The organism is Bacillus capparidis, from assembly GCF_017832095.1.
Classification (GTDB): domain Bacteria; phylum Bacillota; class Bacilli; order Bacillales; family Bacillaceae; genus Bacillus; species Bacillus gobiensis.
On record NZ_JAFDST010000001.1, the window covers coordinates 443,578 to 460,995 of the forward strand.

The 17,418-nt window shown below is 42.5% G+C and carries 17 protein-coding genes; 16 read left to right on the forward strand and 1 reads right to left on the reverse strand.

Annotation, left to right across the window (positions count from 1 at the left end; all coding sequences use genetic code 11):
• The 12 genes from rpoZ to spoVM all read left to right on the forward strand — a co-directional run bounded on the left by rpoZ (position 1) and on the right by spoVM (position 12,119).
• Entirely contained in the window at positions 1-204 is a 204-nt protein-coding gene (gene rpoZ / locus JOC74_RS02200; protein ID WP_053602761.1) for a DNA-directed RNA polymerase subunit omega, read from the forward strand.
• A 215-nt stretch (positions 205-419) separates the two neighbouring features.
• The gene (gene coaBC / locus JOC74_RS02205) at positions 420-1,634 is read left to right on the forward strand and encodes a bifunctional phosphopantothenoylcysteine decarboxylase/phosphopantothenate--cysteine ligase CoaBC (RefSeq protein ID WP_053605988.1); all 1,215 of its coding nucleotides are present in this window, start codon (positions 420-422) and stop codon (positions 1,632-1,634) included.
• Positions 1,631-4,042, forward strand: a complete 2,412-nt coding sequence (gene priA, locus JOC74_RS02210; protein WP_053602762.1) for a primosomal protein N' — start codon at positions 1,631-1,633, stop codon at positions 4,040-4,042. The genes coaBC and priA overlap by 4 nt, the downstream gene beginning before the upstream one ends.
• A 24-nt stretch (positions 4,043-4,066) precedes the next feature.
• Positions 4,067-4,549 carry a peptide deformylase gene (def, locus tag JOC74_RS02215; RefSeq protein ID WP_053602763.1) on the forward strand — a complete coding sequence of 161 codons (483 nt, stop codon included), beginning with the start codon at positions 4,067-4,069 and terminating at the stop codon, positions 4,547-4,549.
• Positions 4,550-4,553: 4 nt separating this feature from the next.
• Positions 4,554-5,501 (forward strand): methionyl-tRNA formyltransferase, encoded by a 948-nt coding sequence (gene fmt, locus JOC74_RS02220; RefSeq protein ID WP_053602764.1) that lies wholly within the window; start codon positions 4,554-4,556, stop codon positions 5,499-5,501.
• On the forward strand, positions 5,498-6,841 hold the full coding sequence (gene rsmB, locus JOC74_RS02225; RefSeq protein ID WP_053602765.1) for a 16S rRNA (cytosine(967)-C(5))-methyltransferase RsmB: 1,344 nt from the start codon (positions 5,498-5,500) through the stop codon (positions 6,839-6,841). Before fmt ends, rsmB begins: the two co-directional genes overlap by 4 nt.
• 98 nt (positions 6,842-6,939) lie before the next feature.
• Positions 6,940-7,698 carry a Stp1/IreP family PP2C-type Ser/Thr phosphatase gene (locus JOC74_RS02230; protein WP_245212780.1) on the forward strand — a complete coding sequence of 253 codons (759 nt, stop codon included), beginning with the start codon at positions 6,940-6,942 and terminating at the stop codon, positions 7,696-7,698.
• Positions 7,692-9,665: a Stk1 family PASTA domain-containing Ser/Thr kinase gene (gene pknB, locus JOC74_RS02235; RefSeq protein WP_053602766.1), complete on the forward strand. Its 1,974-nt coding sequence runs from the start codon at positions 7,692-7,694 to the stop codon at positions 9,663-9,665. The genes JOC74_RS02230 and pknB overlap by 7 nt, the downstream gene beginning before the upstream one ends.
• A gap of 63 nt (positions 9,666-9,728) precedes the next feature.
• Complete coding sequence (gene rsgA / locus JOC74_RS02240) at positions 9,729-10,628, forward strand: ribosome small subunit-dependent GTPase A (protein ID WP_053602767.1); 900 nt, start codon at positions 9,729-9,731, stop codon at positions 10,626-10,628.
• Positions 10,629-10,631: 3 nt separating this feature from the next.
• On the forward strand, positions 10,632-11,291 hold the full coding sequence (gene rpe, locus JOC74_RS02245; protein ID WP_053602768.1) for a ribulose-phosphate 3-epimerase: 660 nt from the start codon (positions 10,632-10,634) through the stop codon (positions 11,289-11,291).
• Positions 11,292-11,334: 43 nt separating this feature from the next.
• Positions 11,335-11,979: a thiamine diphosphokinase gene (locus JOC74_RS02250; RefSeq protein ID WP_053602769.1), complete on the forward strand. Its 645-nt coding sequence runs from the start codon at positions 11,335-11,337 to the stop codon at positions 11,977-11,979.
• A gap of 59 nt (positions 11,980-12,038) precedes the next feature.
• Positions 12,039-12,119, forward strand: coding sequence for a stage V sporulation protein SpoVM (spoVM, locus tag JOC74_RS02255; RefSeq protein WP_053602770.1), 81 nt, complete (start codon positions 12,039-12,041; stop codon positions 12,117-12,119).
• Between the two features lie 82 nt (positions 12,120-12,201).
• Here the strand turns inward: spoVM and rpmB are convergent, their stop codons facing one another.
• On the reverse strand, positions 12,202-12,390 hold the full coding sequence (gene rpmB / locus JOC74_RS02260; RefSeq protein WP_053602771.1) for a 50S ribosomal protein L28: 189 nt from the start codon (positions 12,388-12,390) through the stop codon (positions 12,202-12,204).
• A 278-nt stretch (positions 12,391-12,668) separates the two neighbouring features.
• Between rpmB and JOC74_RS02265 the strand changes: the two genes are divergently transcribed.
• The 4 genes from JOC74_RS02265 (at position 12,669) to recG (ending at position 17,128) form a co-directional block, all read left to right on the forward strand.
• Positions 12,669-13,031 carry an Asp23/Gls24 family envelope stress response protein gene (locus JOC74_RS02265; RefSeq protein ID WP_053602772.1) on the forward strand — a complete coding sequence of 121 codons (363 nt, stop codon included), beginning with the start codon at positions 12,669-12,671 and terminating at the stop codon, positions 13,029-13,031.
• A 16-nt stretch (positions 13,032-13,047) separates the two neighbouring features.
• Complete coding sequence (locus JOC74_RS02270; RefSeq protein ID WP_053602773.1) at positions 13,048-14,703, forward strand: fatty acid kinase ATP-binding subunit FakA; 1,656 nt, start codon at positions 13,048-13,050, stop codon at positions 14,701-14,703.
• A 161-nt stretch (positions 14,704-14,864) separates the two neighbouring features.
• Positions 14,865-15,083: a hypothetical protein gene (locus JOC74_RS02275; RefSeq protein WP_053602774.1), complete on the forward strand. Its 219-nt coding sequence runs from the start codon at positions 14,865-14,867 to the stop codon at positions 15,081-15,083.
• Entirely contained in the window at positions 15,080-17,128 is a 2,049-nt protein-coding gene (gene recG / locus JOC74_RS02280) for an ATP-dependent DNA helicase RecG (RefSeq protein WP_211086032.1), read from the forward strand. The genes JOC74_RS02275 and recG overlap by 4 nt, the downstream gene beginning before the upstream one ends.
• Positions 17,129-17,418: the final 290 nt, after the last annotated feature.

Below are 17,418 nucleotides of genomic sequence, written 5' to 3' on the forward strand. Positions count from 1 at the left end.
ATGTTAGATCCGTCAATCGATTCATTAATGAAAAAATTAGATTCAAAATATACTTTGGTCACTGTGGCAGCCAGACGTGCCCGAGAAATGCAAATTCATCGTGATCAGCAAATCGAACGGCCAAAATCTCATAAGTTTGTAGGCAAAGCACTTGAGGAAATTGATGCGGGACTGCTATCATTTGAGACAGACAACCAAGAATAAAGTGAATCTTCAATCAGCTGAGGTTTCTTTCATCCCTCACTGAGTGTTAGATAAAGCCAACCTTAGCTGTTACGGGCAGTTAATCCCCCTTTCCATCGAATCTTGAGAACATTGAGGCGGGGATCTTACTGCATGTTAATGTGAGATAAATGTGAAATAACAACCTATTTAATAGGTTGTTATTTTTTTCAAACGAGCGCGGGAGGGAAAAAATGATGCTTAAAAATCGCAATATTCTATTAGGAGTAAGCGGGGGAATCGCAGTATATAAAGCGGCTGCTTTGACGAGCAAGCTTGTTCAGCAAGGGGCATCGGTAAGGGTGATCATGACTGAATCGGCAACCAAATTCGTTTCGCCGCTTACATTTCAGGCGTTATCGAGAAACGAAGTATATACAGATACATTTAAAGAGAAGAATCCGGAGGTCATTTCACACATTGATGCGGCAGATTGGGCTGATTTAGTTATCGTAGCACCCGCTACAGCCAATGTGATCGGAAAGCTTGCGGGAGGAATTGCTGATGACATGCTGACAACTACGCTGCTTGCAACTACGGCTCCTGTTTGGATTGCTCCTGCAATGAATGTCCATATGTATGACCATCCGGCGGTTAAACGGAATATAATGACGCTCTATCAAGATGGGTGTCGTTTTATTGAGCCTGGAGAAGGCTATCTCGCTTGCGGTTATGTAGGTAAAGGCCGTCTGGAGGAGCCAGAAAAAATAGCAGGATTAATCTCATCTTACTTTTCGCAAGCAAATGGCCCGCTAAAAGGGAAACAAGTACTCGTTACGGCAGGGCCAACGAGGGAGGCGATTGATCCAGTCAGGTTTTTTACCAATCATTCCACTGGAAAGATGGGCTATGCCATTGCAGAAGAAGCAGTAAGCCGTGGTGCACATGTAACCCTGGTAACAGGGCCGACCAAGATTTCTCCTCCTTCCGGCTGTGAGGTCATAAACATTGAAACGGCTGAAGAAATGCATCAAGCTGTTATGGCCCATTTTCCCCATGCGGATGTTGTGATTAAAACAGCGGCAGTCGCTGACTATAGGCCAAAGTATCCTTATGATCATAAAATGAAAAAAACGGATAACACTCTTTCAATCGAGTTTGAACGGACCGTGGACATTTTAAAAGAACTCGGAAAGCAAAAGACGGGGCAAATTCTTGTTGGTTTTGCAGCCGAGACAAAAGATATAGAAGAATATGCAAGTAAAAAATTAGAATCGAAAAATCTTGATCTGATTGTTGCCAACGATATCAGCCAAGCAGGCGCCGGATTCGGATCAGATACGAATATTGTAACCTTATACGGCAAAGATGGCGGCAAAAAAACATATCCTATGCTAACGAAGCAGCAAGTAGCAAAAGAAATTATAGATAAAATCATTCATCTATTAACTGAATCCGGGGATACGCAATGAGCTATGCAGAAGTGATTGTTGATGTGACATCAAAAAATATCGACAAACCTTTTGATTATCGAATACCGGAAAGATGGATCGGGATTATCAAAAGGGGGATGAGGGTCGTTGTTCCGTTCGGGCCCAGGAAAATTCAAGGATTTGTCATTGGTCTTAAAAATGAGACAGACTTGCAGGCGAACTTGATAAAAGATATTGAAGGGTTGCTTGATTTAACACCAGCACTTACAAACGAATTGCTGAGCCTTTCCGAATGGCTCAGCAAGCGGACCCTCTCATTGCAAATCCGCACCCTTCAAGCCATGCTACCATCGGCACTTAAAGCTAAATACGATAAAGAACTTCGTGTACGATCAAGTGATTCCCTTCCTGAATCAATCAAAACGTTATTTGCCGATCAACAATCAGTAAACGTAAAAGATATTACAGATAGTAAGCTGCTTAAGGAAATTCAAAAGCAGGTCCAACACGGTAACTTGGAGATTGTGTATAAAGTTGCCCAAAAGACATCAGAGAAAAAAATAAGCTTCATTGAACCTATGATGCCTAAAGAGAAGCTTAAAGATGCTCTGCAGAACCTTTCTGCCAATGCAAAAAGGCAAAAAGAAGTTTTGACGTTTTTTATTGAAGCAGAGGATCAAACCGCGATACCTGCGGCCGAGCTTAATAAAATGACGGGAAGCTCCTCTGCTGTATTACGAACATTAATTGATAAAGGATTTTTAAAAGAGACAAAGCAGGAGGTTTACAGAGATCCTTTTGAAGACAAAGCTTATAAAAAAGAGTTTTCACTTCCTTTAACATCTGATCAGGAGTCCGCCTACCAAGCGATAAAAAAATCGGTTGAAATGCAGGCGCACGATGTTTTTTTACTTCATGGTGTGACTGGCAGCGGCAAAACGGAGGTTTATTTGCAGATCATAGAACAGGTCTTGAATAAAGGAAAAGAAGCAATCGTGCTCGTCCCTGAAATATCGCTGACACCGCAAATGGTTGAGCGGTTCAAAAGCAGATTTGGAAGCCTTGTTGCTGTCATGCACAGCGGGCTGTCTGCTGGAGAGAAATACGATGAGTGGCGGAAAATTCAAAGGAAAGAAGTACGGCTAGTCGTGGGAGCGAGGTCGGCTGTTTTTGCCCCGTTTGAAAATCTTGGCATGGTCATCATTGATGAGGAGCATGAAGCTTCATACAAACAAGAGGAAACTCCGAGGTATCATGCAAGACATGTGGCAATTCAAAGGGGCGACTATCATAAATGCCCTATCGTTCTTGGGAGCGCAACACCGTCCCTGGAATCGTTTGCCAGAGCAAAAAAAGGTGTCTACAAGCTTTTGTCGCTTCCGAATCGAGTGAACCGCCAAACTATGCCCGAAATAACAGTGGTAGACATGAGAGAAGAAATGAGAAAAGGAAACCGTTCGATGTTTTCTGTGAATCTTATGGAAAAACTCCAGCAGACTTTGGCAAAGAAAGAACAAGCAGTATTGTTCTTGAACAAACGCGGCTATTCCGCCTTTATTATGTGCAGAGATTGCGGCCATGTCGTCAAATGCCCTCATTGTGAAATATCTCTAACTTATCATCGGCATAGCAGCAGCTTAAAATGTCATTATTGCGGGCACGAAGAAGGTATACCGAATCAATGCCCGGAATGTGCAAGCGAGCATATTCGCTATTTTGGGACAGGCACTCAAAGGGTAGAAGAGGAATTGACGAAAGTGTTGCCAGAAGCCCGAGTAATCCGTATGGATGTTGATACGACCTCAAGAAAAGGTGCCCATGAAAAGCTCCTCACGTCCTTCGGAAACGGCGGAGCGGATATTTTATTGGGAACGCAGATGATCGCTAAAGGGCTGGATTTCAAAAATGTTACCCTTGTCGGAGTGCTAAGCGCCGATACGATGCTTCATATTCCGGACTTTAGGTCAGCAGAAAAAACCTTTCAGCTTTTAACGCAAGTAAGCGGAAGGGCTGGCAGGCACGAAAAGATGGGTCAAGTCATCATTCAATCCTATGAGCCATCGCATTACAGCATTCAATTAACGAAAGATCATGACTACCATACTTTTTTTATGCAGGAAATGCAAAATAGGAGGCATCAATCCTATCCGCCCTATTATTATTTGGCAATGGTTAATATCTCACATAAAGAAGTCATGAAAGCTGCATTAGCGGCGGAGAAAATCGCAGGATTTTTAAAAGGGAATACTGACAAGGACACTGTTATTCTTGGCCCTTCTGCCTCGCCAATTGCCCGGATCAAAGATAGATATCGGTATCAATGCATGATAAAATACAAGCATGAAACGAAGCTGATCCCATTGCTAGAGCAAGTTTTGGGGCATTCGAACACCGAAAATGACGATTTGTTCATTACAATAGACATGAATCCATATATGATGATGTAAGAAAATGAGTTCGGAGGTATTCATTTGGCAATAAAAGCGATAGTTTTTCACCCTGCGGCTGTGCTTAGTCAAGCAGCAGAGCAGGTGACTGTGTTTGACAATAAATTAAAAAAGCTTCTATCTGATATGTATGAGACAATGGTCGAAAATGACGGGGTAGGTCTCGCAGCACCGCAAATCGGATTATCCAAAAAAATTGCGGTAGTCGACATTGGCGAAGAATCAGGAAAAATCGAGCTGGTGAATCCAGTAATCATAGAAGCAAAAGGAGAGCAAACGGGTCCTGAAGGCTGCCTCAGCTTTCCTGGGCTGTACGGTGAAGTGACAAGACCTGATTATGTAAAGGTACAGGCATTGAACCGGCATGGAAAACCGTTTGAAATTGAAGCGAGCGGATTTTTGTCCAGAGCGATACAGCATGAAATTGACCATTTGGAAGGCGTATTATTTACTTCCAAAGTGAATCGATACTACGAAGCACACGAATTAGAAGAAATGGAAGGATGATAAAATGATACGAATCGTTTTCATGGGCACACCGGGTTTTTCGGTGCCGATTTTAAAAACGCTTCTTCATGACGGCTATGAGGTTGTGGCTGTAGTGACCCAGCCCGATCGACCAAAAGGAAGGAAAAAAGAGTTGACACCGCCTCCTGTTAAAGAAGAGGCTCTCCTGCACGATATTCCGGTTTTGCAGCCTGAAAGAGTTAGAGATGAAAATGAGCTGAAAAAAATTATTGATTTACAGCCTGATTTAATCGTTACTGCAGCATTCGGACAAATTCTTCCTAAACAGCTTCTTGATGCCCCGCGACTCGGCTGTATTAATGTTCACGCTTCTCTTTTGCCGGAGCTTCGCGGAGGTGCTCCCATTCATTATGCGATTCTGGAGGGCAAGAAAAAGACCGGGATCACAATTATGTACATGGCAGAAAAATTAGATGCCGGCGATATTCTCACTAAAGCAGAGGTTGTCATCGAAGAACAAGATACGGTCGGAACACTCCATGATAAGCTGAGCGTATCAGGTTCGCAACTTTTATCTAAAACGATCCCGGATTTAATCGAAGGAAAAATCAAGCCTGAACAGCAAGACGATACGAAAGCGACCTATGCTCCGAATATTAAAAGAGAGCAAGAGGTTATTGATTGGTCAAAAAATGGAGATGACTTATATAACCAAATCAGAGGCCTGAATCCATGGCCTGTCGCATATACAATCTTTAATGGCAATGTGTTGAAGGTATGGAGGGCTGAAAAGCTAAAAAATGAAAATAAGAGAGAACCCGGAACAATAATCGGAGTAGATTTTGACGGGTTTGTCGTCTCTACCGGAAACGATATCGCGTTAAAAATTACCGAACTTCAACCGTCTGGAAAAAGAAGGATGACGGGAGAAGAATTTTTGCGAGGCGCTGATTTACATATTGGAATGAAACTAGGGATGAAAGCAAAATGAAAAAAATGAATGTAAGAGATGTTGCGTTAGATGCATTACTAAAGCTTGAACAGAATCAGGCGTACAGCAACCTTCTCCTTCAATCCGTAATTAAACAGAAGGAGATGATAAACACGGACCGCGCCCTGCTGACAGAATTGGTTTACGGAACGTTGCAAAATCAACTCGCACTTGATTTTATGCTCGCTCCATTTGTAAAGAAACCAAAAAAAGTGGATCAATGGGTTCGTAATTTATTGAGACTTTCTTTATACCAAATGGTGTATTTAGAAAAAATTCCTGATCGGGCCGTATTCTATGAAGCGGTTGAAATTGCAAAGAACAGAGGCCATAAAGGGACGGCATCCTTCGTAAACGGTGTGCTTCGTTCCATTCAACGAGAAGGAGTTCCCTCTTTTGATGATATAAAGGATCAGGTGAAACGACTTGCGATAAAAACGAGCCACCCTGAATGGCTCGTTCAAAAGTGGGTGAATTCGTATGGATATGAGCAGACGGAAAAAATTTGCCATATTCATTTAGTGCCGCCAAAACAGACGCTTCGTGTGAATCAGCTGAAAACAGATAAAGAGACTCTTATGCAAGAATTACATGAGGAAGGGTATCAGGTTGCTGAAGGAGACTTGTCGCCCAATGCGATTAAGCTGGAAAAAGGAACGATTGCTAACAGCAGATTTTTTAAAGAAGGTTATGTGACGATTCAAGATGAAAGCTCGATGTTAGTTGCAAGAGCTCTTGGTGTAGAGGCGGGAGAAACCGTGCTGGATGCCTGTGCTGCTCCAGGTGGGAAATCAACCCATATGGCTGAAATGATGAATAACACCGGACACATTCTCTCTTTGGACCTCCATAAACATAAGATGAAATTGATCAACCAAGCTGCCGAAAGGCTTGCTCTAGATATCGTGGAAACTCGCCAAATGGATGCAAGGGAGGCTGCAATGTCACTGGCAAAGGAGAGCTTTGATAAAATTTTGGTTGATGCTCCGTGTTCCGGGTTTGGTGTTATCCGGAGAAAACCGGACGTGAAATACAGCAAAACGCCAGATGACAATGAACGTCTTGCCGAGATTCAAGCTTCTATACTAAATAGCGTTTCGGGAACATTAAAAAAAGGTGGTACACTTGTTTACAGTACGTGTACAATGGACCCAACGGAGAACGAACAAGTAATTCATGCTTTCTTAAAGGAACATCCGGAATTTGAAGTGGATTGTGCGCTGAAGGACAGGCTTCCCAAAAAAGTTGAAAACTATTGCAATGATGGACGTATTCAGCTTCTCCCCCACTATTTTGGTACGGACGGATTTTTTATTTGCAGCATGAAAAGGAAGGTGTAACAAATGGGACAGTGGACGAGAAAGCAAGGCTGCGGCCGAGTGGCTGCACTTGTACAAGTGAGTGAGATACGCCAAGAAGAAATGAGGTGAAAATCATATTGAATACAGTTTTTCTAACGGATAAAGGGAGAGTCCGTCCCCATAACGAAGATGATGGCGGTATTTTCAATGGCCAAAAAGACAATTTGTTAGCTGTGGTTTCGGATGGCATGGGAGGACATCTCGCCGGTGAAGTTGCAAGCAGGATGGCTGTGTCCACTTTAAAAGATTTTTGGGTACAAGAAGAACTGAGACCAAAAACCCCGGCTGATGCAGAGGCTTGGCTTTCTGAAAAAATCAAGACAGTCAATCAAGTCATTTACGATTACGCAGCCATCCATCCTGAATGTCAAGGGATGGGTACAACGATAGTTTGTGCGCTGTTTACCGGAAGCTTCGTTACAATTGCTCATATCGGCGACAGCAGATGCTATCTTTTGCGCGAAGGAAGCTTGCGCCAGGTTACCGAGGACCATTCTCTCGTGAATGAGCTCGTGCGTACTGGCAGTCTGTCTAAAGAAGATGCTGAGAACCATCCGAGAAAAAATGTCATTACGAAAGCGCTTGGCACCGATCAATCTGTTGAAATTGATGTTCGTACGATTGAATTTGAAAATAATGAGCTGCTTTTATTATGCTCGGACGGATTAACAGATAAAGTCGATGAAAACGAGATAGCTGAAATTCTTAAAAATGAGATTTCCCTTGAAGAAAAAGCTTCGGTGTTAATAGATATCGCAAATCAAAATGGAGGAGAAGATAATATTACGGTGGCCATACTGGAACTTCCTTCCCAAGAAGGTGAAGCATCGTGTTAATCGGAAAGCGAATCAGCGGACGTTACCAAGTTCTTCGCGTTATTGGCGGGGGCGGAATGGCGAATGTTTATTTGGCCGAGGACATGATACTTGATCGTGAGGTAGCGATAAAAGTTCTCCGGTTTGATTTTGTGAATGATAATGATTTTATCCGTCGGTTTCGAAGGGAAGCCCAATCTGCAACAAGTCTCGACCATCCGAATATCGTAAGCATTTATGATGTAGGTGAAGAGGGCGACATTTACTACATTGTTATGGAATATGTTGAAGGCATGACCTTAAAGGAATACATAAAAGTAAATGGACCGCTTCATCCGCAAGAAGCAGCCCAGATTATGGAACAGATTGTTTCTGCAATGGAGCATGCGCATCAAAACCATATCGTACACAGAGACATCAAACCCCATAACATATTAATTAATCATTTCGGTGAAGTAAAAGTAACCGATTTTGGAATTGCAATGGCTCTCAGCTCGAGTACTATCACCCATACCAATGCGGTTCTCGGATCTGTCCATTATTTGTCGCCGGAACAGGCAAGAGGCGGACTAGCTACAAAAAAATCGGATATCTATGCGCTCGGAATTGTTTTATTTGAGCTTGTGACAGGAAGGATGCCGTTTGAAGGTGAATCAGCCGTCAGCATAGCGTTAAAACATTTGCAATCCGATACGCCATCAGCAAAAAGGTGGAACCCTTTAGTCCCGCAAAGTCTGGAAAACATCATATTAAAAGCGATGGCGAAGGATCCTTTTCACCGATATAATTCTGCAGAAGAAATGGAACAGGACTTACGGTCGGCATTTGACCCGGAGCGGTTAAACGAAAATCGGTTTACGATCCCGGCAGATGATGAAATGACAAAAGCAATTCCTGTTATTAAAGATTCGCACGTTCATTCAGAAGAAACTCTAGTCCATGGACAAAAAAATCAAGCGCAGCATTCAACGGAAGGCGAAGGAGCCAATCAGAAAGAGGATCAGAAGAAACCTAAGAAAAAGAAGAAAAAATGGCCGATTGTTTTGCTGACAATTTTTCTCATGCTGATTGCATCAGGTGTACTCGCTGTCTTCGTATATCCTTCTATATTTTTCCCTCCGGATGTGGAGGTGCCGGATGTTTCCGGACTAGAAGTAGATGAAGCAAATAATATCCTTAAGGATAAAGGACTCGTAGTCGCGGGAGATTCGTTTAAAATTAAAGATGAAACGATTGAAGCCGGCAAGATCGTACGGACGAACCCGCAAACAGGCACCGTTGTCAAGGAAGGCAGCCAGATCCAGCTTTATGAAAGCACAGGGAAAGAAACTGTACAATTAGACAACCTAATCGGGGAAAATATAGATCGTGCAAAAGAAACTTTGACACGCAAAGGGTTTCAGCGTATCCGGACAGAAGAAGTCAATGATGATAGTGAAGTCGGTACGATCATCGACCAGGCTCCGTCTGCTGACAGCAATGTCGTTCCTGAAGATGACGAAATTGTCTTAACAGTCAGCAAGGGACCTGAAGAGATTGAATTGCGGGATTTGCAAACCTATTCCAAACAGGCGGCAGCTGCATATTTAGATGATAACGGTTTAAAAATGGCTGAGAAGGAAGCCCATTCAGAGGATATTGCAGAAGGACAGGTCATTGAGCAAAAGCCGGCCGCAGGGGAATCTGTGAAGCCGGGAGACGAAATTGAATTGACATTTTCCCTTGGACCAGAGGAAAAACCGATCAAAACAGTCACTGAGGAAGTAGACATACCTTATGAGCCGGCTACACCCGGTGAGGAATTGAGTGTACAGATATCGATTGACGATGCCGAGCATAGCATATCCGATCCATATGAAACGTTCACAATTACGGAGCCGGCCAAAAGATCTATCGAATTTAAAATCGCACCTGACCAAAAAGGGTATTATCAAGTGACAATTAACAATCGACTCGTCAGTTCGAAAACAATCGAATATCCTGAGTAAAAAATGAATTTCAAACCGTAGATTGTTAGACGAACCAACCTGGAAAAAACAAGGAGGAAGGGTATGCCGGAGGGCAAAATTATTAAAGCGCTAAGCGGTTTTTATTATGTACTGGATGACAAATCAGAAAGCAGCAACCCTCAGATCGTTCAATGCAGGGGAAGAGGTAATTTCAGAAAAAACAAAATAACCCCTTTGGTGGGGGATCATGTTGTCTATCAAGCGGATAACGATAAAGAGGGTTATTTGCTTGAAATTAAAAAACGTGATAACGAACTAATCCGTCCGCCAATCAGCAACGTCGATCAGGCGGTGCTTGTATGTTCAGCTGCGAAACCAACATTTAGTACGGCACTCTTGGACCGTTTTTTAGTGCTGGTTGAGTCAAACGGCATTATCCCAATTGTCTGCATAACAAAGATGGATTTAGCCGAAGAACCATTGAAACAACAACTGAATAACATCGCTGAGGAGTATCGAAATATTGGCTATTCCGTTTATTTAACTTCGACCAAAGACGATACAGGTATACTTGATGTTAGAAGGGATTTCGACAATAAAATTACTGTTTTTGCAGGACAGTCGGGTGTTGGCAAGTCTTCGCTGTTAAATGCGATTAGCCCGAAGCTGCAATTGAAAACAGATGACATATCTTCTCATCTTGGAAGGGGAAAGCATACGACGCGGCACGTGGAGTTATTAAGCATTGGCGGCGGACTTGTCGCTGACACTCCTGGGTTTAGCTCATTGGAATTTACAGATCTGACGCTAGAAGAACTTGAATCTGCATTTTTAGACATTCATGACATTGGAGCCGGCTGCAAGTTCAGAGGATGCATGCATATAAAAGAGCCGGGTTGTGCTGTAAAAGAATCTGTCGAAGCGCATGAAATTCCTTCTTATCGATACAATCATTATGTGGAGTTTTTCTCAGAAATAAAAGATAGAAAGCCGAGGTATTAAAAAATGACAAAAATAGCACCTTCCATCCTATCCGCGAATTTTGCAAAATTGGCTGATGAAATTATTGATGTAGAAAAAGGAGGGGCGGATTATATTCATGTCGATGTAATGGACGGGCATTTTGTTCCAAACATTACAATCGGCCCATTAATTGTTGAGGCAATCCGACCTGTCACACAGCTTCCGTTAGATGTTCATTTGATGATCGAGAATCCAGATCAGTACATCCCAGCATTTTCGAAAGCGGGTGCTGATATTTTGTCCGTTCATGTAGAGGCTTGCCCTCACCTTCACAGAACAATCCAGCTTATTAAAGACAATGGGGTAAAGCCGGGCGTTGTAATTAACCCGCACACGCCAGTCCAAAGCATCCAACACGTGATTGCCGAGGTTGATTTGGTGCTATTAATGACAGTAAATCCCGGTTTCGGAGGACAGTCGTTTATTCCGGATGTATTATCAAAAATTTCCGAGGTCGCTCACCTTGCTGAGAAAATAGGAAAAAAGGATTTGTTAATTGAAGTAGATGGTGGAGTAAACGTTGAAACTGCCAAGTCATGCGTAGATGCTGGAGCGAACCTTTTAGTAGCCGGTTCAGCAGTTTTTAATCAAAATGATCGTAAAAAAGCGATTGAGACAATTAAGAAATCGTTGAATGCTTAGTTATAAATAATAAAATTATGTAAACTAAAAGGCGGAAATCGTTGTGCAGAGAGTTTGCATTGTTGCCGGTGGTCCAGAAAATCTGCTCCCGGATTTAAGAGAATACGATGAAAAAGGCACTCAATGGGCGGGTGTAGACAAAGGAACAGTTTATTTAGTAAATAGCGGGATCATGCCGCAAGAAGCCTTTGGCGATTTTGACAGTATTACACTTGTTGAAAAGGATATCATCGAAAGAAAAGCAAGTCATATTCATATTTACCAAAGAGAGAAAGACCAAACTGATCTTGAAATTGCTGTCGACTGGGCTTTAAGCCAATCGCCAAAGGAGCTGCTGTTGTTTGGAATTACCGGCGGGCGGATGGATCATGCGTTAGTAAATATTCAGCTATTATGTAAAAGTATAAATACCAAAACTCAGATGGTGCTCATCGATAAACAAAATCGGATCCAAATGTTTTCCCCGGGCAGCTACACTGTAGAAAAAGACTCGGCAAAAAAATATATTTCATTTCTCCCTTTTTCCGAAAAAGTACGGGGATTAACCCTTGAAGGCTTTAAATATTCTTTGGATAACATGCATATTGAGCCTGGTTCCACACTATGTATTAGTAACGAGCTGAATTTTTCAATAGGTACTTTTTCCTTTACTAATGGCATATTAATAATGGTAAGGAGTTCTGACTAATATTTTATTTGTAGGCTTGCATACAAGGGGATGCCGTTACATCTGAGGAGGGAATGGAAATGAAATTTTATACCATTAAGCTGCCTAAGTTTATCGGTGGAATCGTTCGGGCGATGCTTGGCACTTTTAGAAAAGAATAAAGCTATGAGATATTGAAGACAAGGAAAAACGCCTCTCGAATGAGAAGGCGTTCTTTGTTGCTCATTTAAAAATCATAAACGGTTATACCCGTTCAATTTTTCCGGATTTCAAAGCTCTAGCAGATACATACACTTTTTTTGGCTTTCCGTTAACCAAAATACGAACTTTTTGAAGGTTCGCTCCCCACGTACGTTTTGATGCATTCATTGCGTGAGATCTAGAATTTCCAGCGTGAGTTTTTTTACCTGTAATCACACATTTGCGTGCCATTTGTTTCCCTCCTAACTGCGAAAAACATCTAAACGAAAACTTGTGTTGAATAGATGGTTTTAGATACGTTAATAATTTACCACAGGGCTATACCGTTTGCAAGCCTTGCAACACTTGCTTTAAAGAAATTTTCCTTGACAACTTGAAATGAAAATTTTCTTGTAGTATAAGTATAAACGACTTTCGATTTGTTTCTTTTCCTGTTCATTTCTTTTAAATCAATGGTTCGTATAGTAGAATAGTTGTATCTCAGCCCAACTTAAAAAGGAGGGACCAACGTGTCCATTGAATTACAGACAAAATACGGACAAATTGATATTTCGAATGAGGTAATTGGAATGGTTGCCGGAGGAGCCGCGATTGATTGTTACGGAATCGTGGGAATGGCTTCTAAAAATCAAATTAAAGATGGACTCACAGAGATTCTTCGTAAAGAAAACTTTAGCAAAGGAGTCCTCGTAAGGCAAGAAAATGACCGGCTACATATCGATATGTACATCATTGTCAGCTATGGGACAAAAATATCTGAGGTAGCACATAATGTACAGAATAAAGTTAAATACACGTTAGACCATACAGTAGGGTTAGCGGCAGACTCTGTTAATATATATGTACAGGGAGTACGAGTGACGAACCCGTAGTTAGGAGGAATTTTCAGTGGCAATTGAAAGACTTGATGGGAAAGCATTTGCGGACATGATTTTATCCGGCGCGCACAATCTTTCACAAAACGCCGATGTTGTGGATGCATTGAATGTATTCCCAGTGCCGGATGGCGATACGGGCACAAATATGAATTTATCAATGACTTCAGGTGCAAAAGAAGTAGAAATGACAGATTCCGATCATATCGGCCAAGTAGCCAAAAACCTGTCCAAAGGATTGCTGATGGGTGCGCGCGGAAATTCTGGAGTCATTCTTTCTCAGCTATTTAGAGGGTTTGGTAAATCAATAGAACAAGAGCAAACGATTGATTCGGTCCAATTTGCCAGAGCGTTTCAAGCAGGAGTCGACACAGCCTATAAAGCAGTGATGAAGCCTGTCGAAGGAACAATACTAACTGTAGCGAAAGATGCAGCCAAGAAAGCGATTTCAGAAGCGGAAAACGAGAAGGATATTATTAAAATCATGGAGACGGTAGCGGCAGAAGCTTCAAGCTCTTTAAAACGCACCCCCGATCTGCTTCCGGTCTTAAAGGAAGTCGGGGTTGTGGACAGCGGCGGTCAAGGCCTGGTGTATGTCTACCAAGGATTTTTGGCTTCTTTAAAGGGAGAAAAGCTTTTAAAGAGTGACGCATCTCTTCCTTCCTTAGGAGATCTTGTTAAGGCTGAGCACCATAAAAGCGCGCAAAGCCATATGAACACTGAAGATATTGAGTTTGGCTATTGTACTGAGTTCATGGTGAAATTGGAAGATGAAAAAGAGCCATTCAACGAAGAAAAATTTCGTGAAGACTTAAGCCAATTTGGTGATTCATTGCTTGTCATTGCAGATGAAAGCCTGGCAAAGGTTCACATTCATGCAGAGCACCCGGGGGAAGCACTCAATTATGGGCAAACATACGGGAGTTTGGTCAATATTAAAATAGAAAACATGAGAGAACAACACACAAGCCTCTTAAACAAACAAACAGAACGGACTTCGAGGAAGGAAAAAAACGAATATGGCATCGTAACAGTTGCCATGGGAGATGGGATAACCGAACTCTTTAAAAGCTTGGGAGCTTCTTCTGTCATTGAAGGCGGGCAAACGATGAACCCGAGTACTGAGGATATTCTCGAAGCTGTTAAGCAGGCAAACGCAAAAACAGTATATATTCTGCCGAATAATTCGAATATAGTAATGGCTGCTAATCAGGCTGCCAGCGTGCTGGAGGAGAAAGTTTTCGTTATTCCGACAAAAAATGTGCCTCAAGGAATGTCTGCCTTGCTTGCATTCAATCCCGACACCGGACCGGCTGACAATGAAAATAGAATGAACGAGGCTATCAATCATGTGAAAGCCGGTCAAGTCACCTATTCGGTAAGAGATACTCAGATAGATGGCCATCAAATTAAAAAAGATGACTACATGGGTATTATGGACGGGAAGATTGTGGCGACAGCAGAAAATCATTTAGAAGCGGCCAAGAGCCTATTGGAAAAAATGATTGACGGTGACGACGAAATTGTCACCATCATTGTAGGGCAGGATGTCGCGGAGAATGAAACAGAAGATTTGGCTTCATTTGCAAACAGCAGGTTTGAGGAGATGGAAGTTGAAATTCATCATGGAAATCAGCCGCTATACTCCTACATTATTGCGGTCGAATAATTTTGAAACAATAGAAGAGCGGTTTGCTCTTCTATTTATATTTTCTCCGATATTGAAGTTTTGGCGGCACGCGGCTTGCCATTATTTCAGAGACCGATTAGTCTGATATTATGAATATAATTATGCGATCACACTCACTTGACGAGAGGGGAAGACAAGTGATGGAATACAGAAACGTTTTTGATATAACCCAGCCAGCCATTACTTTCATCGGATTTATTAGCAGGATTCCTAGGGATGGGGCCGCCAATGCGATGTATAAATTCGTCCGGAAGGTACCGGCTGCTTTACGAATGGCATGCCGAAATGGTTATACGTCCACTCTTACCGGAAGAGGGCTGGAAAAAAAGTTATTCGCAAGGGAAGTATGGAAACCGTGAAAAAGAATCTGCAGGATCCTATCTCCGTAATTAAAGGAATTGGGGAAGAAACCGCAAAAGTATTAAATGAGCTTGGAATCTATACCGTTTCCGATCTTTTGAACTATTTTCCTTATCGTTATGAAGATTATGAGGCTCGGAATCTTGAAGAAGTAAAGCATGATGAAAACGTTACAGTTGAAGGGAAGGTTCACAGCGAGCCTTCTCTTACCTATTACGGAAAAAAACGGTCGCGCCTTACCTTCAGGCTGCTGACGGAAAACTTCCTAATAACGGTGATCTGTTTTAATCGGCCTTATTTGAAGAAAAAACTGGAGCTTAACGCATTAGTATCGGTTTCAGGGAAGTGGGATAAAAACAGGCAAGCTGTCACGATGAACGAGCTGAAAATCGGTACATACGATTCGGATGGCACAATAGAGCCCATCTATTCGGTAAAAGAAAGAGTTACCGTGAAAATGATGAGACGATACATTCAGGAAGCATTGAACCAATATGCTAATGATGTACAGGATCCATTGCCGAACCGATTGAGGACGACATACAAGCTGCCTGATTATAAGGATGCGCTTACTATTATACACGCGCCGAAAGATCGAGAGTCTTTGAAACATGCGCGCCGCCGTTTTATTTATGAAGAATTTCTTCTCTTCCAATTAAAAATGCAAGCTTTCCGAAAAATTCAAAGAGAACGCTCAATAGGAATCCAGCATCAGCTTAGGAAAACTGATCTAGATCCGTTTATTAATAGACTGCCTTATTCCCTTACAGAAGCCCAATCGAAATCGTTAAACGAAATTATTGGTGATATGGCATCACCGCATACGATGAATCGACTGTTGCAGGGAGACGTCGGCTCTGGCAAAACAGCTGTGGCTGCCATTGCATTATACGGTGCATGTGTTTCGGGGTATCAGGGTGCAATGATGGTTCCGACTGAAATCCTTGCTGAGCAGCATGCCGATTCCTTGCATGCCATGTTTGAACAACATCAAATTCAGATCGGCCTGTTGACTAGTTCTGTAAAGGGCAAAGCGAGAAAAGAGCTGCTTGAACGTTTAAAAAGCGGTGAGATTCAAATTCTCGTCGGTACGCACGCTGTCATTCAAGAAGAAGTGGAATTCAAGCAGCTCGGCCTCGTCATCACGGATGAACAGCACCGATTTGGCGTCGAGCAAAGAAAAAAACTAAAAAGCAAAGGCAAGGATCCGGACGTACTGTTTATGACGGCGACACCTATTCCGAGGACGCTGGCGATTACTGTCTACGGTGAAATGGATGTTTCTGTCATTGATGAGCTTCCAGCCGGACGAAAAAAAATTGAAACATACTGGGTAAAGCACGATATGTTGGAAAGAATCATTGCTTTTGTTGAAAAAGAGCTTCGCAAAGGGAGGCAAGCTTATGTCGTTTGCCCTTTAATCGAAGAGTCTGAAAAACTGGATGTCCAGAACGCACTTGACGTTCATAGTATGCTCACTCATGCGCTTAACGGCCGATGGAAGGTAGGGCTTATGCATGGAAAGCTGCCTGCAGATGAAAAAGAACAGATCATGAGAAGCTTCAGCGGAAATGAATGCCACATCTTAGTATCTACGACGGTCATAGAGGTAGGGGTCAATGTGCCAAACGCCTCCATTATGGTCATTTATGATGCCGACCGCTTCGGATTATCCCAGCTGCACCAGCTAAGAGGGCGGGTAGGAAGGGGAGATAATCAGTCCTTCTGTATTTTAATGGCTGATCCCAAATCTGAAACAGGCAAAGAACGGATGAGAATAATGACCGAAACGACAGATGGCTTTAAGCTGTCCGAAAAAGATTTGGAGCTGCGCGGACCGGGGGATTTTTTTGGCAGAAAACAAAGCGGGCTTCCTGATTTCAAAGTTGCCGATATGGTTCATGACTACCGCGCCCTTGAAACGGCAAGGCGAGATGCAGCCGAACTCATATCCTCGAACACTTTTTGGACGGAGCAAGAATATTCAGCACTTAGGATTTATTTAGAGAACAGCGGGGCGCTAAAAGGTGAAAAGCTCAGTTGATTTTCATACTATATAAAAGAGGATTCCTTCGTGAGAGGCATTTTGTCCAATAGCGAACAAATGGTGTTCCCGACCGCACATGATGCTTTTTTCCATAGTTTAAGCAGAGCATGCGGTCGATTAGGAATCTGCCGGGATTCCATTGCATTCTAATCTATGAGATTATATACTACTGTTAGGACCTAGTCATAATACGAAGAATTTAATCAGTGACAGGTGATGACGTATTGGATTGAATTCATTACAACGGACGTCTTAGGTTTCACACTTAGTTAACCACACTGATTATC